This window comes from Arthrobacter oryzae (genome assembly GCF_031454875.1).
GTDB lineage: Bacteria > Actinomycetota > Actinomycetes > Actinomycetales > Micrococcaceae > Arthrobacter > Arthrobacter oryzae_D.
The window spans coordinates 363,754-387,227 of record NZ_JAVDRQ010000001.1 but is presented as its reverse complement, the minus strand read 5'-3'; the positions used below and the strand labels follow the sequence as shown (position 1 = coordinate 387,227).

Below are 23,474 nucleotides of genomic sequence, written 5' to 3'. Positions count from 1 at the left end.
AGTCATGCGGCCTTGGTTCGGATGAGCAGTGATAATTCAGACAGACCATCAAGCTTTTCGACAAGGAGGACGGAATGCGCAAGTCATTTCGTGCAGGCGCCGTAGCCATGCTCGCAGCGGCCGCCATGCTCACCGCAGGATGCTCGGGCGGAGCGGGAACAGGTTCCGCGGCGGAGTCAGCCGCAAGCAACCCCAACCAGAAAGTGGAACTCACTTACTGGGCCTGGGCGCCGAACCTGGACAAGGTGGTGGACCTTTGGAACCAAAAGAACCCGAACATCCACGTCACCGTTAACAAGCAGGATGGCGGAGATCCCGCAGTCACCAAGCTGCTCACCGCAGTGAAGGCCGGCAGCGGCGCCCCCGACCTCATCCAGGCCGAATACCAGAAGATCCCCACCCTGGTCGCAGCTGATGCACTGGCGGATCTGTCCGGCACGGAAGCCAACGAAACCAAGAGCCACTTCCCCGACGGCGTGTGGAACTCCGTGACCCTGGGCGGCGAAGCGCTGTACTCGGTACCGCAGGACACCGGTCCCATGGTGTTCTACTACCGCGCTGACGTGTTCGAGAAGCTGGGCCTATCCGTTCCCAGGACCTGGGATGAATACGCGGAGGCGGCCAAGGCCGTCCACGCTTCCGACCCCGAAGCGTACCTGGGGACGTTCTCCTCCAATGACGCCGGCTGGTTCACCGGCATGGCCCAGCAGGCCGGAGCCTCCTGGTGGGGCATCGACGGCGAGGCCTGGAGCGTCAAGGTGGACGAAGATCCCACGCAGAAGGTGGCCGGGTACTGGGGCGGCCTGGTCCAGGACGGCGTCATCGACAACAAGCCGATGTACACGCCCGAGTGGAACACCGCGCTGAACACCGGCAAGCAGGTGGGCTGGCTCAGCGCCGCGTGGGGTCCGGGCGTGCTGGCTGGCAACGCCGGCGCCACCGCCGGCCGGTGGAAGGCCGCGCCCATGCCGCAGTGGGACGCCGCCAACCCCGCCACGGGCAACTGGGGCGGGTCCTCCACCGCCGTGACGTCACAGTCCAAGAACGTGGATGCCGCAGCGAAGTTCGCCACCTGGCTGAACACGGACCCGGAGGCCGTCAAGGCCCTGGTCACCGAGACCGGAATCTATCCGGCAGACTCCGCCGGCGCGGAATCCGCCCTGACCGAGGCCCCTGAGTTCTTCAGCAACCAGCCCGACTTCTACAAGGTAGTGGGCGAGGCGGCGCAGAACGTCGGTTCCTTCACCTACGGCCCCAACGTCAACGTCACGTTCAACGCCTACAATGACCAGTTCGCGAAGGCCGCCCAGTCGAAGCAGAAGAGCACCTTCCTGGATGCCGTGAAGAGCATGCAGCAGGTGACGGTCGATGACCTGAAGAAGACCGGCTTCACGGTCAAGTAGCCAGTCAACGTGTTCATTTCCTTTGGGAGGGCGTCCCTGCGCCCTCCCAAAGGACCTCCCAACGCAACAACCCAGCCCCACCGAAAACTACGCAAGGAAGTGCACCCGTGGCAATGACCGTGACCAGGACCGGCCCGGCGGCGAAAACCGCAGCGCCCGGCTCCCCCCGGCGGGCGAAGAACTTCAAGTCCCGGGTGCTCGTCCCCTACGCGATGCTCGCCCCGGGCATCATCCTGTTCCTCGTCTTTATGGCGGCCCCGATCGTCTATACCCTGTTCCTGAGCTTCCAGAAGAAGAAGGTCAGCGGGCTGGGCCTCGGCAAGAACTCGCAGAGCCAGGTCTTCGCCGGCCTGGACAACTACGTCAGCGCCCTCACCGATCCCGAATTCACGGCCAGCGTCCTCCGCGTGCTGCTGTACGGCGTCATCCTCATCCCCCTCATGCTTGGCTTCGCCCTGCTGTTCGCCTTGCTGCTGGACTCCCGGCGCACCCGGGCAGGGAACTTCTCCCGGACCGCCATCTTCCTGCCCTACGCCGTTCCGGCCGTGATCAGCTCGCTGCTCTGGGGCTTCCTCTACCTGCCCGGCGTCAGCCCGTTCCATTTCGTGGCGCGCCAGCTGGGCGTGGAGCTCCCGTCCCTGCTGGACCCCAACCTGGTGACCTTCGCCATCTGCAACATCGCGCTCTGGGGCGGCGTCGGCTTCAACATGATCGTGATGTACACGTCGCTCAAGGCGGTTCCCACCGAGATCTACGAGGCGGCCAAGCTGGACGGCTGCTCCGAAGTGCAGACGGCCCTGCGGATCAAGATCCCGATCATCGCCCCGGCGCTCGTGATGACCGCCCTGTTCTCGATGATCGCCACCCTCCAGGTCTTCGCCGAACCCACCACGCTGCGTCCGCTGGCCAACAGCCTCTCCACAAGCTGGTCCCCGCTCATGCTCGTGTACCGCGATGCGTTCACCCGCAACGACGTCTTTTCGGCCGCCGCGACCAGCATCGTGATCGCCGCCGCCACCTTCATCATTTCCTTCCTGTTCCTGCGCGTGGTGCAGAAGCGGGCCTTCGGACAGGAGAACTGACCGTGACCACCACTGCCATCCGCAAGACAGCCCGGGGCAATCCCACCAAGGCCAGCGCCGCCGGCGCCAACGAGCTTCGCGAAAAGCCCAGCTTCCTCTCCACCGGCATCCTGATCCTCGGCGCCCTGTACTGCCTGTTCCCTGTCCTGTGGGTCCTCGCCGCGGCCAGCAAGAGCGGCACGGAGCTCTTCTCCACGTTCACGCTCGCGCCCAGCACGCACCTGTGGGACAACATCGTGGAACTCACCGCCTACCGCGACGGACTGTTCTGGCGCTGGATGCTCAACACGGCTCTCTATGCCGGCGTCGGCGCCGTGGTCTCCACCTGGATCTCGGCACTGTCCGGCTATGTCCTGGCCAAGTTCGATTTCCCCGGCAAGGCCGGAATCTTCAAGATCCTGCTCATGGGTGTGCTGGTGCCCGGCGTCATCCTGGCCATCCCGCAGTACCTGATGCTCGCCCAGGCCGGACTGACCAACACGTACTGGTCCGTGCTGCTCCCCCAGATCATCAGCCCGTACGGCATCTACCTGGCCCGGATCTACGCCGCAGCCTCCGTGCCCGGCGATGTCATCGAGGCGGCCCGCACCGAAGGCGCCAAGGAAATGTACATCTTCAACCGCATTGCGATGCCCATGATGCTGCCGGGACTGGTGACCATTTTCCTGTTCCAGTTCGTGGCCATCTGGAACAACTTCATGCTGCCGTACATCATGCTCGGCGACGACCACCTGTTCCCCATCACGGTGGGCCTGAATGGCCTGCTCAACCAGGGCGCCTCCGCCCCCGCCCTGTACACGCTGGTGCTCACGGGCGCCCTGCTGTCCATCGTTCCGCTCGTCATCATGTTCCTTCTCCTTCAGCGCTACTGGCGGGTCGACCTGGCCGCCGGTGCGGTGAAGGCTTAGCCCCGGATAGGCTTTAGCCATGTCTCAGCCTCCCGCCAAGAACCGCCCCAAGATCGACGACGTCGCCAGGGAAGCGGGCGTCTCACGTGGCACGGTTTCCCGGGTTCTCAACGGCGGGCACTGGGTCAGTCCTCCGGCTTTGGCGGCCGTGAATGCCGCCATCAAGAAGACCGGGTACCGGGTCAATCCGCATGCCAGGAGCCTCGCCACCAACCGGGCAAATTCGGTGGCGTTCCTGCTCACCGAGTCGCACGACCGCCTGTTTGAGGACCCGAACTTCGCGGTCCTGATGCGCGGGGCGGCCGATGCCCTGGCCGTGCACGACATCCCGCTGGTGCTGATCATGGCCGGCACCGACGACGAGCAGCGCCGGGCCACCGAGTTCCTCACCGCCGGGCATGTGGACGGCGTCCTGCTGGTGTCCTCGCACGCCACCCGGAAGGGCATCATCTCCGAGATCGTCAGCGCCAACATCCCCGCCATCGCGTGTGGTGTGCCCCTCGGCTTCGAAAAGAAGATGGGATACGTGGCCGCCGACGATTACGAAGGTGCCCTCGACGTTCTCCGCCACCTGAGCGACGGCGGCCGCAAGCGGATCGCCACCATTGCGGGGCCGCAGGACACTTCCGGCGGCATCCGGCGCCTGGATGCGTACCGTAACCACCAGGGCGCCGACGCCGACGAGAACCTGATTGCCTTCGGGGACTACAGCAGGGAAAGCGGCGCGAAAGGCATGCGGGACATCCTCAACCGTGCTCCCGACGTAGACGCCGTCTTCGCGGCGAACGACCTCATGGCGCTCGGCGCAATCGAGGTGCTCAAGGAGGCCGGCCGCCGCATTCCGGCGGACGTGGCCGTTGCCGGGTTTGACGACATCAAGGTCTCCGCCACCACCGTGCCCACGCTGACTACGGTCCGGCAGCCCTTCGAACGGATCAGCGCGGAGATGGTCCGGCTGCTCCTTGCCGTGATTGACGGCGAGCGGCCGGCGGCGATGACCATTCCCACGGAACTGGTGGTCCGCGAGTCCGCCTGAGGGAAAACGGATCGGCGTCTACTTCGCCTGACCCTTCTCCACCCACTGGGCACGCCATTCGGGCGCTTCGAAGGCCTCGCTCCAGTAGGCGGTTTCCTTGGCGATGCGGCCGTCCCGAAATTCGAAAATGAACACTGTTTCATACTGCGGTCCGTCGTAGTCCAGAGTGGCCTCCGCAACCACCATGTTCCCGCCGCTGAGCAGGCGGTGTGGGGTGATAATAGGCAGCTGCGGGAAGGCGTTGTAGATTCTCCGGCGGTTTTCCGCGCCGCGCACCAGTTCGCCGGATTGCGGCCAGTGCATCACCGCGTCGTCATGGAACAGCTCGTCCATGACCTCGATGTGCCGGTCGTTGATGCAGCCGATCAGCCGGTTGACTACCTTCTCGTTGGTGCTGGTTTCATCCACAGCCTGGCCCCGATTCCTGCAGGATTTTACGTGCTGCTAACGCCTCGCATTGTCCTCCTGAACCCCCGGCCCGCACCACGGTATTGGCCAAACCCATTTCAGATAATTGGAAAGCATGCTTACTATATAAGCTTCCGGAACAGATCACCCAACGAAGGGCGGCACTATGGAAGACACCGTCGGATTTACGCCGGCCACCGCGATCGTCACGGGTTCGGACTCTGGAATCGGGCGGGCCATCGCGGTCGCACTGGCCCGCGCCGGGCTGGACGTCGGCATCACCTGGCACTCCGACCAGCAGGGCGCCCAGGACACAGCGGAAGAGATCCGCGCCCTCGGCCGGGGCACCGCGATCCGGCAATTAGACACCACGGACATCGCCGGCTCTGCTGCTGTCATCGACGCCCTCGCGGACGATCTGGGCGGAGTGGATGTCTTCGTCAACAACGCCGGCACAGGCGACGGCGTGATGTTTCTGGACCTTGACGTGGACACTTGGATGAGGACATTGAACACGAACCTGAACGGTGCATTCGTGTGTATGCAGGCCGCGGCCCGCCGCATGGTCCTGGCGGGTCACGGCGGCCGCATCATCGCCGTGACAAGCGTCCACGAATCGCAGCCCCGGGTGGGCGCTGCGGCCTACGATGCGTCCAAGCATGGACTCGGCGGGCTGGTGAAAACGATGGCACTGGAACTTGCCAGGTTCGGCATCACGGCCAACAGCGTCGCTCCGGGTGAGATCGCCACCCCGATGACGGGACAAACCGACCAGGACCCCACGGCGACTGACCGGCCGGGCATCCCCCTGGGACGGCCGGGCGATGCCCGGGAGGTGGCCGCCGTTGTGGTGTTCCTTGCATCCCCCGCTTCGAGTTATGTCACCGGTGCCTCCTGGGCCGTGGACGGCGGCATGCTGCAGATGGGGCCGCAGGCCGGCTCCCACATCACCGCCCACGAATGGCGGGAAACAAACTAGGCGGAACAGGAACCCGGATCCAGGTGGCGCGCGCAGCGGCGTGCGAGCAGGAACTACCCGATCAGCGCCAGCACCGCCCCGGCAGCAACCACGCCGCCGGCTTTGGTACGGATGCCGGTCACCGTTCCGTCGCGGTGCGCCGCAACCTGCGTCTCCATCTTCATCGCTTCCAAAACGACGACGGCGTCCCCCGCCGCCACTTCGGCGCCCGGCTCCACGAGCCACTTCACTACCGTTCCGGCCATGTCGGCACGCAGCTCCTCCGGATCGGCGGCGGCCGCGCCGGATGAGATGGTGCCGCCGTCGGAATCCAGCGAGACGCCGGCGGGGAGGGCCGCGCCGGAGCTTGCCCAGCCGTCCAGCAGGTCCGCGGGAAGGCCGACGGCCAGGCGGCGGCCGTCCACGTCGACCGTGATGGTGCGGCGTTCGCCGTCGGGCACGTCGGTGCTGTAGCCGGGGTCCGCCGGGATCCGGTCCGCGAAGTCGGTTTCGATCCAGCGGGTGTGGATCCCCAGCGCGGTCTCGGAGGTGAAATCCGGGGACTCAAGCACGGCCCGGTGGAACGGCAGCACGGTGGCCACGCCGGTGATCTCCATTTCGGCGAGGGCGCGGCGTGCCCGGCGCAGTGCCTGTTGCCGGTCCGCGCCGGTGACGATCAGCTTGGCCAGGAGGGAGTCGAACTGCGGTGCCACGAAGGAACCGGAACGGACGCCCGTGTCCAGGCGGATGCCCGGTCCGGTGGGGCCGCGGAACTCTGCGATGGTGCCCGGCGAGGGCAGGAAGCCGCGCCCCACATCCTCGGCGTTGAGCCGGAACTCGAAGGAGTGGCCGCGGGGCACCGGGTCCGCAGTGATGCGCAGGTGTTCCCCGGCGGCAATCCGGAACTGCTCCTGGACCAGGTCGATCCCGGTGGTTTCCTCGGTGATGGGGTGCTCCACCTGCAGCCGGGTGTTCACCTCCAGGAACGCCACCGTGCCGTCGGCGGCGACCAGGAATTCCACGGTGCCGGCGCCGGAATAGCCTGCTTCCCGGCAGACTGCCTTGGCGGCGTCGTAGATCTGCTGCCGCTGGTCGTCGCTGAGGAACGGTGCAGGCGCTTCCTCGACGAGCTTCTGGTGCCGGCGCTGGAGGGAGCAGTCGCGGGTTCCGACGACCACGACGTTGCCGTGCGTGTCTGCCAGGACCTGGGCCTCGACGTGCCGCGGGCGGTCCAGGTACCGTTCCACGAAGCATTCGCCGCGTCCGAAGGCTGCCACGGCCTCGCGGACGGCGGAGTCGAAGGCTTCCTCGATCTGGTCCATGTTCCGGACCACCTTCAGCCCGCGGCCGCCGCCGCCAAAAGCTGCCTTGATGGCGATGGGCAGGCCGTGCTGCTCGGCGAAGGCGCGGGCCTCCGCCGCCGAATCCACCGGACCGTCGCTGCCGGCCACGAGCGGGGCTCCGGCGCGGACCGCGATCTCGCGGGCGGTGATCTTGTTGCCGAGCTGCCTGATGGCCTCAGGGGTAGGACCGATCCAGGCGAGTCCGGCGTCCAGCACAGCCTGGGCAAAATCGGCGTTCTCGGACAGGAAGCCGTAACCGGGATGGACGGCGTCCGCTCCTGCCCTTTCCGCCACGTCCAGCAGCTTGGGGATGTTTAGGTACGTGTCGGCCGGGGAGTTCCCGTCCAGGCTGAAGGCTTCGCTGGCGGCGCCGACGTGGATGGCATCGGCGTCGATGTCTGCGTACACGGCGACGGATTCCAGCCGGGCGTCCTCGCAGGCTCGGGCAATCCGGACGGCGATTTCACCACGGTTGGCGATCAGGACCTTGCGCATCAGTTACTCACTTTTCTTGGGAAGTATGGTCAGGGGACGTCTTGTCGGGGGAAGCCTGGTCAGGAGAAGTCTGGTCAGTAGAGTTCCGGTCGGGCACGCGGCGGAAGCGGATGCTGCCGCCGATCGGCACCTGGGCGGCCAGGTCAAGCTGGTGGTCCACCACCACACCGATCACCGGGTACCCGCCCGTGATGGGATGGTCGGCCAGGAAGAGCACCGGGAGGCCTTCGGGCGGGACCTGGATGGCTCCGGCTACGGTGCCTTCACTGGGCAGTTCGCCTTGCCGGCTGCGTTCCAGGGGCGTGCCGTCCAGCCGCATGCCCACGCGGTTGGACTGCGGTTTCACCACCCAGTCCTGCCCGCACAGGGACTTGAGGGCAGCCTCGTCGAACCAGTCGGCGCGCGGACCGGGCACGATGTCCAGCACCGTCACACCGTCCCGGGGAAAGTCCGGCTGGATTTCGGGATTGCCAACGACGCCGGAGTCGGTGACGTCGCCGGAGGCGAGGACCTGGCCGGCAGCAAGCGGCGCCGGCCCGATACCGGACATGGTGTCCGTGGACCTGCTGCCCAGCACCGGCGCGGTGTCCACCCCGCCGCGCACCGCAAGGTAGCTGCGGAAGCCGGCCTCGGGAGCACCCAGGGTCAGGATTTCGCCGTCGAGCAGGGCGAACGGCGTGGCCATGGGAACGTTACGCTGACGCGGCTGGTCAGCGTCGGCGTCGGATTCAGCGTCCAACGGCGAGTCGACGGTGAGCGCCGACGGCGCCCCCGCGACGGCCAGGACCTGGTCTCCGACCGCCTGCACCCTGAGTCCGCCTGCCACGCTTTCGATGGCTGCGGCCGAGGGTGCGTTGCCCACGAGCCGGTTGGCCCGGCGCAGCGAGGCGCGGTCCAGCGCACCGGCGGCGGACACGCCCAGGGCGGAATGACCGTGCCGGCCGAGGTCCTGGATGAGGCTTTGCAGCCCGGGGGAAACGATCCGCAGCCCGGAAGCGGGTTCCCGGCCCGCCCCGACGGCCGCTGCCGCCTCGGACGCCGGGCGCTCCGGCGACACGGTCACCACATCGCGGACGGCACGGAACCGGACGCGGTGGCCCGGGCTGGCCAGCGCCGGCTCGGCCCGGTCGAGATCCCACATGCGGGCCCCGGTGCGGCCGATCAGCTGCCAGCCGCCCGGGGACTTCCGCGGGTACACCGCGGAATAGTTGCCTGCCAGCGCCACCGATCCGGCGGGCACGGCGGTGCGCGGTGAGCTCCGGCGCGGCACTTCCAGCACCTGGTTCTCCCCCACCATGTAGCCGAACCCCGGCGCGAACCCGGCGAAAGCCACTGTCCAGACCTGACCGGTATGGGCTTCAATGACACCGTCCGTTCCCAATCCGGTGAGCCGTCCCACTTCGGCGAGGTCCTCGCCGTCGTACACGGTATCGATGTACACCAGGCCGCCGTCCTGCCGGACCGGAGCCGTGAGGTCCAGCTCCATCAGGAGTGCGCCCATGCGGCGGGCCGCCGCCGGCGACTCCGCGCGGACCATAACGGTCTGCGCTGCCGCCAGCACGTCCTGCTGGCCCGGCAGCGGCGATTCGAGGAGCAAGGTCTGCAGGGCGAGGACGTCCTGGGTTCCGGAAAGCTCCGCGAGCACCGCCCGCGTTCCCACGGGCCGCACCGAGAGGACCTTGTGCACGGTCAGGGTTTCCATTGCTACCGCTTCCATCGTTGGCAGTACTTGAACTGGGTTTCTGTGCTGGGGTTTATGTGCCGCTTAGGCGAGGGAGGCGGCGTCCGCCAGGAGGCGCTCTTCTTCGGCGGTCTGCGGGTTCCGGCCGAGCGCAAGGCCCACAACCGTCACGGCGGAGGCCACCAGGAGGTACGCCGCGATCAGGAACCAGTCGCCGGAGGCAGCGTAGAGCGCGGTGAAGATGAGCGGAGCCACGGCGCCGCCGATCACGCCGGCCAGCGTGTAGGCCAGCGAGCTGCCGGCGTAGCGCAGCCGGGCCGGGAACTGCTCGGTGATGTAAGCGGCCTGCGGGCCGTACATAAAGGCGTGGAAGGCCAGGCCGATCACCACGCCGATGGTCAGCATCAGTACCGACTTGCCTTCGATCATGAGGAAGAACAGCGGGATGTAGAGGGCGGTGCCCAAAGCCGCGATGCCGTACACGAGGCGGCGGTTGAAGCGGTCCGTGAGGGCGCCGGCCAGCGGGATCAGGAACAGCTGGAACGCCGAACCGATGAGGATTGCAGTGAGGACGTTGCCCGTGGTCATGCCGAGTTCCTTGGTGGCGTAGACGGCCACGAAGACGGTGAACAGGGCGTAGAGGACGTCGGGGCAGACGCGGGAGAGGGCCGCGGCCACGAGGGCGCGGGGTTCCTTGCGGAACACCTCGGTGATGGGGGCCTTGGGCTGTTCGCCGTGGGCCTTGATCGCCTTGAACACCGGGGTTTCCTCAAGCTTGAGGCGGATGACCAGCCCGAAGACCACCAGCAGTGCGGAGGCGAGGAACGCTACACGCCAGCCCCAGGAGAGGAAGGCTTCGGTGCTGAGGGATGCAGCCAGCACGGCCAGGACGCCGTTGGCCATCAGGTTGCCGGCCGGCGGGCCGATCTGGGCCGCGGAGGACCAGAAGCCCCGCTTCCGGGCATCGCCGAATTCGCTGGAGAGCAGGACGGCTCCGCCCCATTCGCCGCCGACGCCGATGCCCTGGGCCAGGCGCAGGAGCACCAGGATGGTGGGGGCAGCGACGCCGATCACCGAGTAGTCGGGAAGCAGGCCGATCAGGACCGTGGCGATGCCGATGAGCAGGAGCGTGACCACCAGGACGTGCTTGCGGCCAATCTTGTCTCCGAGCCGGCCGAAGATTACGCCGCCGATGGGACGTGCCAGGTAGCCCACCGCGAAGGCGGAGAAGGAGAGCAGGAGGCCGACGAATTCGTCATTGCCCGGGAAGAAGATCTTGGGGAAGACCAGGGCCGACGCCACCGAGTAGATGGCGAAGTCGTAGTACTCCAGCGACGTGCCGGTGAGGCTGGCGATGTAGGCCTTCAGGGCTCCGGGCGGGATTTTCCGGCCGGTGCGGGCGGCCGTGTGGTGTGTGGTCATGGTCTTTCCTTCAGGTATGCGGCGGGTGCTGCCTGTGCGCTGACTGGGGGTGGCGTTGCGGGAACGCGGCTGCCCGGCGGAGTTGTCCGCTCCGCGGAGCGCTAACGGGGCTGGGCGAACGCGGCTTAGGCGAAAGCGGGTCAGACGAACGGCTTGATACTGATGCCGGCGTCGGAAAGTGCAGTCTTGACTGAGACGGCCATGGCGACTGCTCCGGGGGAATCGCCATGGACGCAGATGCTGTCTGCGTCGATTTTCAGGATGGAGCCGTCCACGGCGCGGATGGCGGAGTCGGTGGCCATGCGCAGGACATGTTCGGCCACTTCGGCCGGGTCATGCAGAACGGCTCCGGGGAGCGAGCGGGAGACGAGGGAGCCGTCCGGGTTGTAAGCGCGGTCCGCGAAGGCTTCCGAAACGCCGCGGAGCCCTGCGGCCTCCGCGAGGCGCAACACCTCCGAGCCGGGCAGTCCAAGGATCGGCAGTCCGGGGTCCACCGACTTGACGGCGTCGACGACGGCACGCGCCTGGGCGGTGTGGGAGACGATCGCGTTGTACAGGCCGCCGTGCGGCTTGACGTAGCGGACGCGGCCGCCCTCGGTCGCAGCCAGCGCCTGCAGCGCGCCGATCTGGTAGACCACCTCGTCCGCCAGCTCGTTCGGATCCACATCCATGAAGCGGCGGCCGAAGCCGGCAAGGTCGCGGTAGCCCACGTGGGCACCGATTGTGATGCCGGCTGCCACGGCTTCGCGGCAGGTGCGGCGGATAACTGTGGGGTCACCTGCGTGGAAACCGCAGGCCACGTTGGCGCTGGACACGGACTGGAACATTGCCGTGTCGTCTCCCAGATTCCAGCGGCCGAAGGATTCTCCTACGTCGCTGTTCAGGTCCATGCTAACCATTGTGATCCTCGTCTCATCGATTTACTCCTACTAGGATGCACTAAATTTAGCGATTGTTCAACGATCCTTCGATTCAACGATGTGACGATCGTGTAAATTCTGGAGTATGGCCCTTTCAGAAGCAGCAACCCGAGGCATCTCCCCCGCGGCGGCAAGGCTGCGCGTCGCCGTGCCCTCCGTCGCCGACAGGGTGGCTGATGAACTCAGGTCACAACTGGCTGAAGGGGTTCTGCTTCCGGGCGCACGCCTGACCGAATCCACCATCGCGGAGGACCTTGGCGTCTCGCGCAATACCGTGCGCGAGGCCTTCGCCGAGCTTGCCAGCGAGCGGCTCGTGGTCCGGCACCCAAACCGCGGGGTCTTTGTGGCAAGCCTGGAAGCCGGCGATATCCATGACGTTTACACAGTCCGCCGGGCCATCGAAGTCAGCGCCATCCACGGCGGAGGCAGCCCGGAGGCCGTGGCAGCCGTGCGCGCGGCCGTGGAGGAAGGCAAGCTCGCGGCCGCCGAGAACGACGATGAAGGGCTGGGCACGGCGAACCAGCACTTCCACAAGGCGATCGTTGCCTTGGCGGGAAGCCGCCGGTTGAACACGATCATGGCCCAGGTGCTGGCGGAGATGCGGCTGTTCTTCCACAAGGCAACGATGGATGGGCACTTCTACAGCGGGTACCTCAAGGACAACGAGGAGATCTGCATGGCCTTGGAAGCCGGCGAACTGGACCACGCCGCCGAGCTGCTGCTGGCCTACCTGGACCGGTCCGAGGAGAAGCAGGCCGAAGTCCACGGCGAGTAGGACGGGCAGCGGCCGTGTCCGCATCGGTCAGTTCTCAGTAGACTGGGGCGCATGACGGAGCAGGAGCCGCGCCTGGCCGATCCCGACGCTATCGACACGTCCTTGCGCAGTCCGACACAGCGGTCCCGCACCTTTGCCGGGATTCTGGTGAACACCGCGCTGGCCAACATCACCACCAGCTACCTCTGGTTTGCCTTGACGTTCTGGGTGTACCTGGAGACGCGCAATGTCATCGCCACCGGGGTGATCGGCGGCGCGTACATGCTGTTGATCGCCCTTTCGAGCATCAGCTTCGGCACGTTCGTGGACCGGTACCGCAAGCTGGCGGTGATGCGCTTCGCTGCCGCGTTCACGCTGGTGATGTTCGTGCTGGCCGGAGTTATGTTCCTGCTGACGCCCGCCACCAGCTTGCTGGACCTGACGCTGCCGTGGTTCTGGATCTTTGCAGTGATCATCCTGGTGGGCGCGGTGGTGGAGAACATGCGCAACGTCGCGCTCTCCACCATCGTCACCATCCTCATCGAGCCGGACCGGCGGGCCAATGCCAACGGGATGGTGGGCATGGTGCAGGGGCTGGCGTTCATCGTCACTTCGGTGCTCTCCGGACTGTCGGTCGGGCTGCTGGGCATGGGCTGGACGGTGGTCGTCGCCATCGTCCTTACGGTGCTGGCCTTCGCGCACCTGCTCACGCTCCGCATGCCGGAAGAAGTGCGGGTGGCCGCCACGGACGCCCACGGCGCATTCGACCTGCGCGGCTCCATTGCCGCCGTGCTGGCCATCTCCGGACTGTTCGCGCTGATCCTGTTTTCGACGTTCAACAACTTCATCGGCGGCGTCTATATGGCGCTCATGGATCCCTATGGCCTGGAGATGTTCCCCGTTGAGCTGTGGGGAACCTTCTTCGCGGTCGGTTCCACCGGGTTCCTCGTGGGCGGCGCGTTGATCGGTAAGTTCGGCCTCGGGGCCAATCCGCTGCGCACCATGCTCATCGCGGTGGTAGTGATGGGGGCCCTTGGCGCGGTGTTCACCCTGCGCGAGTGGGCATGGCTGTACATCGCCGGCATCTGGCTGTACCTGGTCCTGATTCCTTTCGTGGAGGCTGCAGAGCAGACCGTCATCCAGCAGGTGGTGCCTCTGCATCGGCAGGGCCGGGTGTTCGGATTCGCCATGGCGTTCGAGTCAGCGGCCGCACCGATCACCGCATTCCTCATCGCGCCGATCGCCCAGGTCTGGATCATCCCGTACGCGCGGTCCGCGGAGGGCGCCGCCCAACTGGAACCCCTGCTGGGAGAGGGCACGTCCCGCGGCATCGCCCTCGTCTTCCTGGTCGCCGGGATTATCATGATCGCGGCCGCCTTGCTGGCCTTCCTGACCCCGGTCTACCGCCGGGTGTCGGCGTCGTACGCGCGGGCAGCGGCGGAGGCTCCGTCAACGGACGGCGACGCCGACGCCTCACCCTCCCGCTGAGGATCAACGTGCCGTGACCGGGACTGTGCCTTCCTGCTTCGGCGGCAGCCCCGTTCCTGGCCGCCTGGGTTACAGGAAGACCTCCGTGCTAAATATGACCGCGGCCCCGCATCCGTTCCACGTCCGTGACTCCGGCGTAGGCGGCCTGCGTGCCCTTGCGGGTGGCGGCAAGCGCCGCAGCCACGGAGGCAAAGGCTGCAGCTTCGGCCAGCGGTTCACCGGCGGCCAGGCGGGCGGCCACGGCACCGGTGAAGGCGTCACCGGCGCCCGTGGTGTCCACAGCATTAACCCGGACCGGCGCGATCCGGGTGACCTGCCCTGCCCCGGCGGCCTCGGAATCGAGGACCACCGAACCGTTGGCGCCGAGCGTGACCAGAACCCGCTGCAGTCCGCGGTCGGCGAAACGCCGGCGGACCGTGTCCCAGGCGGCGTCATCCGCGTCCGGACCAGGCATGTCAGCTTCGGCCACTAAACGGCTGCCCATGTTGCGGCTGCCCAGGAACAGCGACGCCTCATGGGCGTTGACCAGCAGCACGTCGGTCAGGTCCGCCAGGCTTTGCGGGATTTCGCCGTACGGCGAGAGGTTCAGCAGCACTGTTGCGCCGGCGTCGCGCCCCTTCCGGGCGGCGGCTTCCACGGTTTCGACGCTGACCTCAAGGCAGAGGCACACCACGGAGGCGCCGTCGAACGCGTCCGCGGCCGCCGCGACGTCGGCAGGGGTGAGGGTGCCGTTGGCCCCGGCGGAGATGATGATGTTGTTCTCGCCGCGCGCGTCCACGGCGATTACTGCCACTCCCGTGGCGGCGGACTGGGAGGTTCGAACGTGCGAGATGTCCACGCCGGCTCCCGCGGTGGAGGCCTGGAGCATCTCGCCGTTGGGGTCGTCCCCCACGGCGCCGATGAGGCTGACTGCCCCGCCCAATAGGCTGGCGGCCACGGCCTGGTTGGCGCTCTTGCCGCCGGGGTTGACGGCGAACCCGGTGCCGTGGACCGTCTCGCCCGGCAGCGGGAGGCGTTCGCAGTAGATGGTCAGGTCGGCGTTAAGGGACCCGACGACGACGACCCGGCCGTGCGTGCCGGCTGTCCCCGCGCTCACTCGGCCACCTCGGCCTCAACCGGCTTGGGGATCAGCAGCGAGGCGCCGAAGGCCGCAACGGTGATGACCAGGCCGGTAACCACGACGGTCAGGTACGACGCCTGGGTATCGCCGAGCGCCGACGTCGCCACAAGCACGGCGGGCAGCACCAGGAAGCTCAGCCCGGCGCCCAGGTTGAAAGCACCGGCGTTCATGCCGGGCAGGAAGCCCGGGTTTCCGGCGGGAGAGAGCACAACTCCGAGTCCATTCAGCATGATGTTGACGGTACCGGCGTACATGATGCCCAGCAACGCTGTTCCGGCAATCATCATAGGCAGGCTGCTCAGGCCGAAGAACGCAATCAGGGCAAGGGCGGCGATGCTGCCCAGCAGCCCGATGCGCAGCACTTTGGTGTAGCCCAGCACCGGCGCGAGCCTGCCGCTGAGCGGACCCACCACCCAGCCGAGCAGCGCGTACGGTGTCAGGATGATCAGCGACATCTCGGTGGGGCCGACGCCGAACCCGGGCGAGGCAGCCTGCACGTAGGCGGGCACGATCCCGTTGATGACGGCGAAGATGCCGGTCATGGTCAGCGTGGTGGTCAGCAAGGGAGCCCAGGTGGCGCGCTGGCGCAGATGGACTGTTTCGACCATGGGCTGCTTGGACCGCTTCTCCACTGTCCAGAACGCGAAGAACGCGACGGCGGACACCGCCACCAGCCCGACGGCCAGCATCAGGGTGCCCGGCGAGAAGCCGCCGACAAGCTTGGAGCCCTCGTTGAGGGCCGTGAGCAGTGCGCCGACGGCCACCACGATGAAGAACACGCCGAGCCAGTCCATGCTGGTGCCGGCCGCAGGCTTGCTTTCGCCAGCCAGGAACGCAACCAAGGCCGTAGCCACAAGTGCCAGAACCACCATCAGCCAGAAGATGCTGCGGAAGCCGAAGTGTTCGGCGAAGTAGCCCCCCACAAAGGAGTCCACGCCGGCAACGCCGCCGTTGACCGCCGTGATGAGGCCCATGAGCGTGCCGTACTTGCGCGGGTTGCTGACGGCGGAGCGCAGCATGATCAGGCACAGCGGCACGGTGGGCCCGCTGACGCCCTGGATGATGCGCCCGACAAAGAGCCAGGTAACGTCCGGGGCCAGGGCGGCGATGACCGAGCCGACGGCCATGAGCAGCATCATGCCGATCAGGATCTTCTTCCGGCCGATGATGTCGCTCAGGCGGGGCAGGAAGAGGGAGAACAGCGCGGCTGCAGTGAAGAACCAGGTCTGGGACAGGCCGATGACGGCCTGGTCGGTGTTGAGTTCATTGCCCATGGTCACCAGGGCAGGGCTGAGCATCGAGGCGTTGAGCTGGAACGCCACGCAGGCGGCAAGCAGGGCGACCATCAGGGCGGTCACGTTGCTGCGGGTGGTCTTGGCGGCTGTGATGGTGGCAGTCATTTACTTGACCCCTCCGGCGGTGAGGGCCGCGCCTTCGGGACGTTCGCCGTCGGACGGTTCGCCCGGTTCGCCGATGCGGATGAGTGCGTCCGTGACGAGGTCCCAGAACCTTTCGTGGTCCAGGTCGACAGCAACGCTGGTGTGGCAGTCCGCCGGCGCCGGGGCACGGAAGTCGGCCACGGTCATGCCGAGCGTCAGCCTGCCTTGGAGTTCGATGTCCACGGGCACCTTGCGGGTGGTGACGATGCTGGGGTCAATGACGTAGGCCACGGCGCAGGGGTCGTGAACCGGCGGGTAGTCGAAGCCCTGGGCGTCCTTGTAGGTCTTGGTGAAGAACTCCATCAGTTCCATCACGAACTTGGCGGGCTTGGTTCCCACAGCGGCGATCTTCCCTACCACCTCGGGAGTGGCCAGCGCCTGGTGCGTGAGGTCCAGGCCCACCATCACCACGGGCCACTTCTCGTTGAACACGATGTGCGCGGCTTCGGGGTCGATGATGATGTTGAACTCAGCCACGGCGCTCCAGTTGCCCACGTGGTAGCCACCGCCCATGAGGACGACTTCCTTGACGCGTTCGACGATGCGCGGCTCCTTGCGGGCGGCCATCGCAATGTTGGTGAGGCCTGCGGTGGGGACCAGGGTCACGGTGCCGGGTTCGTGCGCCATGACCGTGTCAATGATGAGGTCGACGGCGTGGCGCGGGTCCAGCCTGATGGCCGACTCGGGCTGGGCGGGCCCGTCCATGCCGGTTTCGCCGTGGATGTCCGGTGCGGTTTCGATGGTGCGCACCAGGGGGCGGTCGCAGCCGGCGGCGAACGGGACGCCCGTGATGCCGGCGATCGTGCCGACGGACAGGGCGTTGCGGGTGACTTTTTCGAGTGTCTGGTTGCCCACCACGGTGGTCACGGCAAGCAGTTCGATGTCGGGGTTGCCGTGCGCAAGCAGCAGTGCCACGGCGTCGTCATGCCCGGGGTCGCAGTCCAGGATGATCTTCTTGCGGGCAGGGTTCACGGGGTTGGGGTCCACGTCTATCTCCACGTCGTTGGGGGCCCGCCGGGAGGCGGGGAACTAAAGCAATCAGGGTGATCATGGCATCCCGGCACCGTTTACGTCAAGCGCTTAACGTTCGATGCGTTAAGCGCTTGATGCCATGCGGGGCAGCGAACAGCACAAGGGCGGGCTCCGCCTACTACGATCGAGGGTATGGAATCCGCGCACCGCACAGAGGACCAGGCCGGCACCGGCCTGCGGGCCTTACCTACCCGGGCCGCAACACCGCGCGTCACGGCGGCGATGGTTGCCGCGCGCGCCGGGGTGTCCACGGCCACCGTTTCCCTGGTGGCCAACGGCAAGACACGGGGCCGGGTGTCCGAGGACAACATTTCGCGGGTGCGGGATGCCATCGCCGAGCTGGGATACGTGGTGGACGGCATTGGCAGCTCCCTGGCCAAGGGCGTGAGCTCGATCGTCATCCTGGTGGCGCCGGACATCTCCAATCCGTTCTTCGCCAAGGTGATCGCCGGCGTACGGGAATCCCTTGGTTCCGATTATCAGCTGCTGCTCTCGGTCACCGACGCAGGCGAGTTTCCCCAGGCCGACGACGTCCGGAGGCTGATGGCGCTCCGGCCGGCGGGCCTGCTGGTGGATGCCCCCAACGCCGAATTCCTGGAAGAGCTGTCCGCCGCCGGGCCGCTGGTGCTGCTCGACGCCCCGGGGCTGGAGGGCTATGCCCCGTCGGTGAATCTTGACGTGGCGTACGGCGCCCGCGAGCTGGCCGCACACCTGGCCGAAGCCGGGCACAAGTGCGTGGCCTACGTGGACAGCGTGACCGGCACGGCCACCTTCGATGTGCGGCGCCGGGCGTTCCTGGAGGAGGCCGCGGCGCGCGGGATTTCAGTGCCGCCCGAATGCATGCTCAGCACCACCATCGACGTCGGGGCTGCTGCCGCGGCCTTCGCCCTCGCCTGGCCGCAGTGGCAGCGTCACGGTGTCACCGCCGTCGTCTGCGGCACCGACACGCACGCCTACGGCGTGCTGCAGGAAGCCCGCGTCGCCGGGGTCCGCATCCCGGACGAACTGGCGGTGGCAGGCTTCGACGACCTTCCGTACTCCGCAACCAGCAATCCCGGCCTGACCAGCGTGCACCTGCCGGCCACGCCCCTGGGACTTAAGGCGGGGCAGCAGCTGCGTTCCCTCATGGAGGGCCGCCCCTTGGACCAGCCCCAGCTGACGCTGGAGAGTTCACTGGTTGTGCGCGGCTCCACCGCCTGAACCGCCGCTAGCGCTGGTCCTGGCCCACGCGCTCCCGCTTGCGCCTGTAGGCCCTGACCAGGAGCCAGGCAACGGTGGCTGCGACGCCGGCATACACGGCGTAGTTGAGGTACTTGGAGTACTGGTCGATGAGGTGGTACTGCGCGCCCAACAGCACGCCGAGGCCGATCAGCAGGGCGTTCCACAGCCCGCTCCCGGCTATCGTGAAAATGCTGAAGGTGGCCAGATTCATCTTCCCGGCACCGGCGGGGACGGAAATCAGGCTGCGCACGCCCGGGAAGAACCTGCCGAAAAATACCGCCGACCTGCCGTGGCGTTGGAACCAGTCGGCTGCCTTTTCGAAGTCCTCCCGGTCCACCAGGGGAAGCCTGGACAACCCGCTGATCGCCCGCTCCAGGCCCAGCCTGGCGCCCAGCCAGTAGAGAAGCAACGCACCGGCGTAGGCGCCAAGTGTGCTCGTGACAAACACGAGGACCAGGCTCATGGTCCCCTGCCTGGTGAGGAACCCCGCCAGCGGGAGGATGACCTCGCTGGGGATGGGCGGAACGACTGTTTCGGCAAGGGTGAAGAGGCCCACGCCCCACTCGCCCATGGCGTCGATGCCGCGCGCAGCGAAGCCGGTAATCCCGGTGAGGTCATCTGCGGCGCTTCCGGTCATCATGACCGGGCCCGGGCGGCAGGACGGAACCTCATGAAACCGAAAGCCGAGGAGAGCACCAGCATCCCGCCGCCGATGGCAACCAGGTATCCGGCCACGGGAATGGACCCTGCCTCGGCCCTGCCGGAATCGGGCAGGGCCGCCGTCAGCATTCGCGTTGACCGGGACGGGGTGGGCGCCGCCGCCGGAGGGGCCGCAAAGGCCGCGGCCGAGGGCGATCGCGGAGACGCTATGGGGGTCGGCGAAGATCCCAGGCCGGACACGGCTTCCCGGGACGGCACACTTTCCACGTCGGAACCGGTGGCTGCGGGCTGGGTTTCAGCGGGACGGGCGCCCCCCTGCCCGGACCCGGGGTTGTCAGGATCAGCAGGGGAAGGCGCCGACGATGTGGGCGCCGGAGAAGGCGGGCCGCCTTTCACGCAGAACCCGCCTGCGGCGGCCGGAACCTGCTTGTCCGGACACGGTGCGGCGCTTGCCGGCCCCGCCAAAGACAGGACACCGGCGGCGACGAGGGACAGCACCGCGAGGACGCAGAGAACCAGTCGACCGTTGCACATGTCATCCAACGCTACCCTGTGGAGCGGGCCGCCGGCCTGCTGACCGGCAGCCAGGCCCTACCGGCGGGCGGTGAAGCGCGCTGGTGCGGCGCCGCCGTCGGCAAGGTCCGCGAGCACCCGGCCCACGGCCGGAGTGAACTTGAAACCGTGCCCGGAAAAGCCGGCGCCGACCACGATGGGACCAAAACGGTCCAGCACGAAATCCTCGTTGGCGGTGCTGGTGTACGTGCAGCTGATCGGCACAGCCGACGCGGGATCAACGCCCGGGAGCCACTCGCGGACGTACCGCACCAAGGCATCCAGCTGGACAGGTTCGGGCGTGAAACTGCGGGCGTCGGGGTCGGTCACCGGCCCCACGCCGTGCCAGCCGGCCTTGATCCCCTCGCCCGGAGTGAGCATTCCGTAGACCGGGCTGTACCAGTAGTCATCCCGGGGATCGTCCGGGTCGGGGTTGTGATTGAAGCTTGGCCAGGCCAGCGAGTCATCCAGCGGCGTGAAGTGCGCGGGTTGCTCCTGCGTCACCACGAGCCTGGGAAGCCGGACCAGGTTCCCAAGCAGCTTGCTGGTCCACGCACCCGCGGTGACTACAACGCGGCGCGCGGTAATCTCGGCGGAGTCCGTCACGACGACCGCACGGTGGTCACCGGCAACGCGGATGTCGCGGACCGGCGTCGAATACTCAAAGCGTGCGCCGTGTGCCTCTGCGGCCTCGCGCAGCGCCGCCAGGGCTTCGGCGGCGCGGACCCGCCCCGAGCCAGGCACCACCAGGACGTCGCCCCGGAAGTTCATCCCCTGCCAGCGGTTCGCCGCCTCGGACGCCGTCATGAAATGGCTTTCGATGCCCCGTTCGGCGTGCGCGGAGCGGACGGCCTTCAGCTGGCCTGCGTTGCCATGGTTCACCAGGCCCACGAGGTCCAGGAACTGCCTGCCCGATTCACCTGCGAGTTCGTCCCAGAGGTCCTTGGCCTCGGTGACCAGGTCGAGGTAGTCTGCCTCCGCGTACGCCATGTTGAAATTGCGGGTAGCACCGTGGGATGCGCCGATGTGGTGCCCCTGCTCGAACTGCTCCAGCAGGACAACAGACCGGCCGCGCCGGGAAAGCTGCCATGCGGCAGCGGATCCCATCGCCCCTCCGCCGACTACGACGACGTCAACTTCCACCACAGCTCCACCCAACTCAGTCCCGAAGCCTCCTCTTGAGGCCTGTTGCCGGTACCTATTCTGCCAATTTCAACAGTGGCCGGGGTCCGGGGGCCCGGTTGCCCGCCGGTACAGCATCCCGTTGCACGCATTTTACGTGGGCTTAACTTGATCGGTCTTGTGAGGCCACAGGGACCCGCGACAGACTTAAAGCACTCGATGAACCGATCAATTCTGATCGTTCGACCAGACCAGCGGATGACGTTCGCAGAGATGCGTCCGGCCTGTTTGCGGCGAAGCCGCCGGCGGACAGGCTCCGCAGACCGGAAGGATTAGTAATGGCCGGCAAGTTTGAAGTTTTCGTTGACGCAGAGGCCCAGTACCGTTTCCGGCTCACCGCCCCGGACGGAGCAGAACTTGCAGTGTCAGGTGCTTTCAGCGACAAAGCGGCGGCGGTGGCCGGCATCGAGGCAGTGCGCGAATGCGCAGGCATGGGGCTGATCAGTGATCTCTGCCCCGCCGGGTCTGCCCCTGTTCCGGCGCCGGCTGCTGCAACACCGGCCCCGGTCCCCGCGGCCTGCGAACCGCGACGCGTGCCGGTTGACGGCTTCCGCAAGCACGCCACGGCACGCCGCGCCGTGGCCATGCCGCACTGGTCAGGCGCAGCCTAGGAAGTGCAGCCCGAGTGGCTCCTTTAAGAAATCCCGCCTAAGGGATTCCGGGCCGCTGCCGCAGCATTCCGACGCCCGATGACGCCAGGAGCATGATCCCGGCGAACGCCAGCAGGTATCCCGCGAAGCCTGTCGTCGACGCCGGCGGCGTTTGTTGGCCTGCCGCCATCCCCTGCGCCGGGCGCCCGGAGGAGGCGTCGGCTGGTATTGCGGGGAGTTGTGATGCCGGCTCTGCAGGAGAAGCGGACGACGACGGCGTGACTGCAGCGTCGCCCGGATGTTCTGTGCTTACTTCCGGTGTCTGGAGTCCGGGTGCCGTTGGCACCACCTCCACCGTCGTAGTGCCTGGGCCGGGCGGGCCCGAAACAGCTCCGCCTGGTGCGGGGGCCGCCGTCGGCGTTTCCGTTGGCGAAGGGGCCGCCGTCGGCGACACTGTAGGCGACGGTGGCGGCGTCGTCGGGCGGGGAATCAAAGGTGTCAGGGGGACGCAGACCCCGCCTCCGCCCACCGGAACCTGGCCGGCCGGGCACGGCTCCGCCGCTGCCGTCGCCGCGATCGTCAGCACACTGATGACGACGGCGGACCACAGCGCCAGAATGCCCAAAACTTTCCGTCGGGTGCCCACGCCGTACAACGCTACCCAACAGACGCAGGAAACCCGGGGACCGTCGGCCGTGGCCTCCTGACGGCTGCACCACCTGGGCGCACCTGACCGGAGGCGGGAAACGTGGTAGGCAGGAGGGGTCAGCGGCAGACCGCCGTGCACGGAAGGGCCACCTTGACAGAACATCCGAACAGCGGCGAGCCGGACGCGAGGCACCGCCTGACGTCCCGGATCCTGCGCGGCGGCACCGAGCCTGATCCGCGCTTCACCCTGGCGAACGAGCGCACGTTCCTTGCCTGGATCCGGACGTCGCTGGCGCTGCTTGCCGGCGGTGTCGCCGTCGAGGCGTTTATGGCAGACCTCCTGGGGCCCGAACTGCGCAAGACCATTGCGGTGCTGCTGCTGGTCCTGGCTCTGGTCATCGGCGGCGGTTCCTTCTTCCGGTGGCTGAACGTGGAACGTGCCATGCGGTCAAAGACGCCGCTGCCGCTCCCCCTCATCGCCCCGGTACTGGCCATCGGCGGTGCCCTCGTGGCGGCCATCATGGTGGTGTTCGTCATCGCCCGGCCGGCCTGAGCGTGGCTGCCCGGCCCGATGCCGACCGGCACGGCGATTCCGGACTCCAGCCTGAACGCACGGACCTTGCCTGGAGCCGCACCACCATGGCTTTGGTCGTCTCAGCAGCAGTCTTCCTGCGCTGGCTGCCGCATCACGGCTGGTTCGTCGGGACGCTCGTCGGAGGCGCCGTCATCGCTGCCCTGGCCATCAACCTCACCCAAAAACGCCGGTTCCGCCGGGCCGTGCGCGGGATAGCCCAGGAAACCATGCCGCCGAATATCAGGTCGACGGCGGCCGTCGCCGCCAGCGTGGTCATCCTCGCCGCGTTGGGAATCTACACCGTGCTGTTCCTGCCGCTGCAGCCGTGACGGCGCGGGCGCGAGCAGTGCGATGGGCGTGGTCAGTGCGATCAGAAAAGACGCTGCTGGCCGTCCGCTGATCCGTCGGCGTCGGGCGAGCCCCACTGCGGCGGGGTCATTGCCAGTACGTCCCTGAAGCCCGGAAGCAGGTCGCCGATGCAGGTCTGACCCTCCAGGACGGGGATCACCACCGTGTTCGCACTGCCTTCGGTGCTTGAATCTGCCACTGGGAGAGCTT

General features: G+C 67.3%; 24 protein-coding genes. 12 read left to right on the top strand and 12 right to left on the bottom strand.

Translation table 11 applies throughout. The features are described from left to right. Window positions 1-74: 74 nt before the first annotated feature. From J2805_RS01795 to J2805_RS01780, 4 genes are all read left to right on the top strand, one after another. Entirely contained in the window at window positions 75-1,403 is a 1,329-nt protein-coding gene (locus J2805_RS01795) for an ABC transporter substrate-binding protein (protein ID WP_309968222.1), read from the top strand. Between the two features lie 113 nt (window positions 1,404-1,516). Continuing rightward, entirely contained in the window at window positions 1,517-2,485 is a 969-nt protein-coding gene (locus J2805_RS01790) for a carbohydrate ABC transporter permease (protein ID WP_309969089.1), read from the top strand. A 17-nt stretch (window positions 2,486-2,502) separates the two neighbouring features. Next, window positions 2,503-3,393, top strand: coding sequence for a carbohydrate ABC transporter permease (locus J2805_RS01785; RefSeq protein ID WP_396134198.1), 891 nt, complete (start codon window positions 2,503-2,505; stop codon window positions 3,391-3,393). Window positions 3,394-3,412: 19 nt separating this feature from the next. Further along, the gene (locus J2805_RS01780) at window positions 3,413-4,429 is read left to right on the top strand and encodes a LacI family DNA-binding transcriptional regulator (RefSeq protein ID WP_309968220.1); all 1,017 of its coding nucleotides are present in this window, start codon (window positions 3,413-3,415) and stop codon (window positions 4,427-4,429) included. Between the two features lie 18 nt (window positions 4,430-4,447). Here the strand turns inward: J2805_RS01780 and J2805_RS01775 are convergent, their stop codons facing one another. Beyond that, entirely contained in the window at window positions 4,448-4,837 is a 390-nt protein-coding gene (locus tag J2805_RS01775) for a nuclear transport factor 2 family protein (RefSeq protein WP_309968217.1), read from the bottom strand. A gap of 166 nt (window positions 4,838-5,003) precedes the next feature. On the opposite strand from J2805_RS01775, the gene J2805_RS01770 reads away from it, so the two are divergent. Continuing rightward, window positions 5,004-5,816: an SDR family oxidoreductase gene (locus J2805_RS01770; protein ID WP_309968213.1), complete on the top strand. Its 813-nt coding sequence runs from the start codon at window positions 5,004-5,006 to the stop codon at window positions 5,814-5,816. A 53-nt stretch (window positions 5,817-5,869) separates the two neighbouring features. Here the strand turns inward: J2805_RS01770 and J2805_RS01765 are convergent, their stop codons facing one another. The 4 genes from J2805_RS01765 to J2805_RS01750 form a co-directional block, all read right to left on the bottom strand. Next, complete coding sequence (locus tag J2805_RS01765; RefSeq protein WP_309968210.1) at window positions 5,870-7,633, bottom strand: acetyl/propionyl/methylcrotonyl-CoA carboxylase subunit alpha; 1,764 nt, start codon at window positions 7,631-7,633, stop codon at window positions 5,870-5,872. A 7-nt stretch (window positions 7,634-7,640) separates the two neighbouring features. Beyond that, complete coding sequence (locus J2805_RS01760; protein WP_309968206.1) at window positions 7,641-9,350, bottom strand: 5-oxoprolinase subunit B/C family protein; 1,710 nt, start codon at window positions 9,348-9,350, stop codon at window positions 7,641-7,643. A gap of 48 nt (window positions 9,351-9,398) precedes the next feature. After that, window positions 9,399-10,736, bottom strand: coding sequence for an MFS transporter (locus tag J2805_RS01755; RefSeq protein ID WP_309968204.1), 1,338 nt, complete (start codon window positions 10,734-10,736; stop codon window positions 9,399-9,401). 140 nt (window positions 10,737-10,876) lie between these two features. Continuing rightward, window positions 10,877-11,635, bottom strand: coding sequence for a LamB/YcsF family protein (locus J2805_RS01750; protein ID WP_309968201.1), 759 nt, complete (start codon window positions 11,633-11,635; stop codon window positions 10,877-10,879). A gap of 106 nt (window positions 11,636-11,741) precedes the next feature. Here J2805_RS01750 and J2805_RS01745 point away from each other — a divergent pair, with 106 nt between their 5' ends. Next, complete coding sequence (locus J2805_RS01745; RefSeq protein ID WP_309968198.1) at window positions 11,742-12,431, top strand: GntR family transcriptional regulator; 690 nt, start codon at window positions 11,742-11,744, stop codon at window positions 12,429-12,431. 51 nt (window positions 12,432-12,482) lie between these two features. After that, complete coding sequence (locus J2805_RS01740; RefSeq protein WP_309968195.1) at window positions 12,483-13,898, top strand: MFS transporter; 1,416 nt, start codon at window positions 12,483-12,485, stop codon at window positions 13,896-13,898. Window positions 13,899-13,986: 88 nt separating this feature from the next. Here the strand turns inward: J2805_RS01740 and J2805_RS01735 are convergent, their stop codons facing one another. From J2805_RS01735 to uriH, 3 genes are read right to left on the bottom strand one after another with little or no spacing between them, the layout of a single operon-like run. Further along, window positions 13,987-14,994 (bottom strand): ribokinase, encoded by a 1,008-nt coding sequence (locus tag J2805_RS01735; RefSeq protein WP_309968193.1) that lies wholly within the window; start codon window positions 14,992-14,994, stop codon window positions 13,987-13,989. After that, window positions 14,991-16,418 (bottom strand): uridine transporter UriT, encoded by a 1,428-nt coding sequence (uriT, locus tag J2805_RS01730; RefSeq protein WP_309968189.1) that lies wholly within the window; start codon window positions 16,416-16,418, stop codon window positions 14,991-14,993. The genes J2805_RS01735 and uriT overlap by 4 nt, the downstream gene beginning before the upstream one ends. Further along, window positions 16,419-17,456, bottom strand: a complete 1,038-nt coding sequence (gene uriH / locus J2805_RS01725; RefSeq protein WP_396134175.1) for a uridine-preferring nucleoside hydrolase UriH — start codon at window positions 17,454-17,456, stop codon at window positions 16,419-16,421. Window positions 17,457-17,711: 255 nt separating this feature from the next. Between uriH and J2805_RS01720 the strand changes: the two genes are divergently transcribed. After that, complete coding sequence (locus J2805_RS01720; protein WP_309969080.1) at window positions 17,712-18,689, top strand: LacI family DNA-binding transcriptional regulator; 978 nt, start codon at window positions 17,712-17,714, stop codon at window positions 18,687-18,689. 7 nt (window positions 18,690-18,696) lie between these two features. Here J2805_RS01720 and J2805_RS01715 read toward each other — a convergent pair whose 3' ends face one another. Genes J2805_RS01715 through J2805_RS01705 form a run of 3 tightly spaced genes read right to left on the bottom strand, consistent with a single transcriptional unit; the run spans window position 18,697 to window position 21,065 of the window. Beyond that, window positions 18,697-19,350 carry a DedA family protein gene (locus J2805_RS01715; RefSeq protein WP_309968183.1) on the bottom strand — a complete coding sequence of 218 codons (654 nt, stop codon included), beginning with the start codon at window positions 19,348-19,350 and terminating at the stop codon, window positions 18,697-18,699. After that, a complete protein-coding gene (locus J2805_RS01710) occupies window positions 19,347-19,904 on the bottom strand; it encodes a hypothetical protein (RefSeq protein WP_309968180.1) in 558 nt (185 codons plus the stop codon). Before J2805_RS01710 ends, J2805_RS01715 begins: the two co-directional genes overlap by 4 nt. A gap of 57 nt (window positions 19,905-19,961) precedes the next feature. After that, a complete protein-coding gene (locus J2805_RS01705) occupies window positions 19,962-21,065 on the bottom strand; it encodes an FAD-dependent oxidoreductase (protein ID WP_309969076.1) in 1,104 nt (367 codons plus the stop codon). 317 nt (window positions 21,066-21,382) lie between these two features. On the opposite strand from J2805_RS01705, the gene J2805_RS01700 reads away from it, so the two are divergent. The 4 genes from J2805_RS01700 (at window position 21,383) to J2805_RS01685 (ending at window position 23,245) form a co-directional block, all read left to right on the top strand. Further along, window positions 21,383-21,715 carry a YegP family protein gene (locus J2805_RS01700; RefSeq protein WP_309968176.1) on the top strand — a complete coding sequence of 111 codons (333 nt, stop codon included), beginning with the start codon at window positions 21,383-21,385 and terminating at the stop codon, window positions 21,713-21,715. Window positions 21,716-21,999: 284 nt separating this feature from the next. Beyond that, on the top strand, window positions 22,000-22,401 hold the full coding sequence (locus J2805_RS01695) for a hypothetical protein (protein ID WP_309968172.1): 402 nt from the start codon (window positions 22,000-22,002) through the stop codon (window positions 22,399-22,401). A 92-nt stretch (window positions 22,402-22,493) separates the two neighbouring features. Further along, window positions 22,494-22,895 carry a YidH family protein gene (locus tag J2805_RS01690; RefSeq protein WP_309968169.1) on the top strand — a complete coding sequence of 134 codons (402 nt, stop codon included), beginning with the start codon at window positions 22,494-22,496 and terminating at the stop codon, window positions 22,893-22,895. Window positions 22,896-22,897: 2 nt separating this feature from the next. After that, window positions 22,898-23,245, top strand: a complete 348-nt coding sequence (locus J2805_RS01685; protein ID WP_309968167.1) for a DUF202 domain-containing protein — start codon at window positions 22,898-22,900, stop codon at window positions 23,243-23,245. 41 nt (window positions 23,246-23,286) lie between these two features. On the opposite strand, the gene J2805_RS01680 is transcribed toward J2805_RS01685, so the two are convergent. Next, window positions 23,287-23,463: a hypothetical protein gene (locus tag J2805_RS01680; RefSeq protein ID WP_309968164.1), complete on the bottom strand. Its 177-nt coding sequence runs from the start codon at window positions 23,461-23,463 to the stop codon at window positions 23,287-23,289. Between the last annotated feature and the right edge of the window lie 11 nt (window positions 23,464-23,474).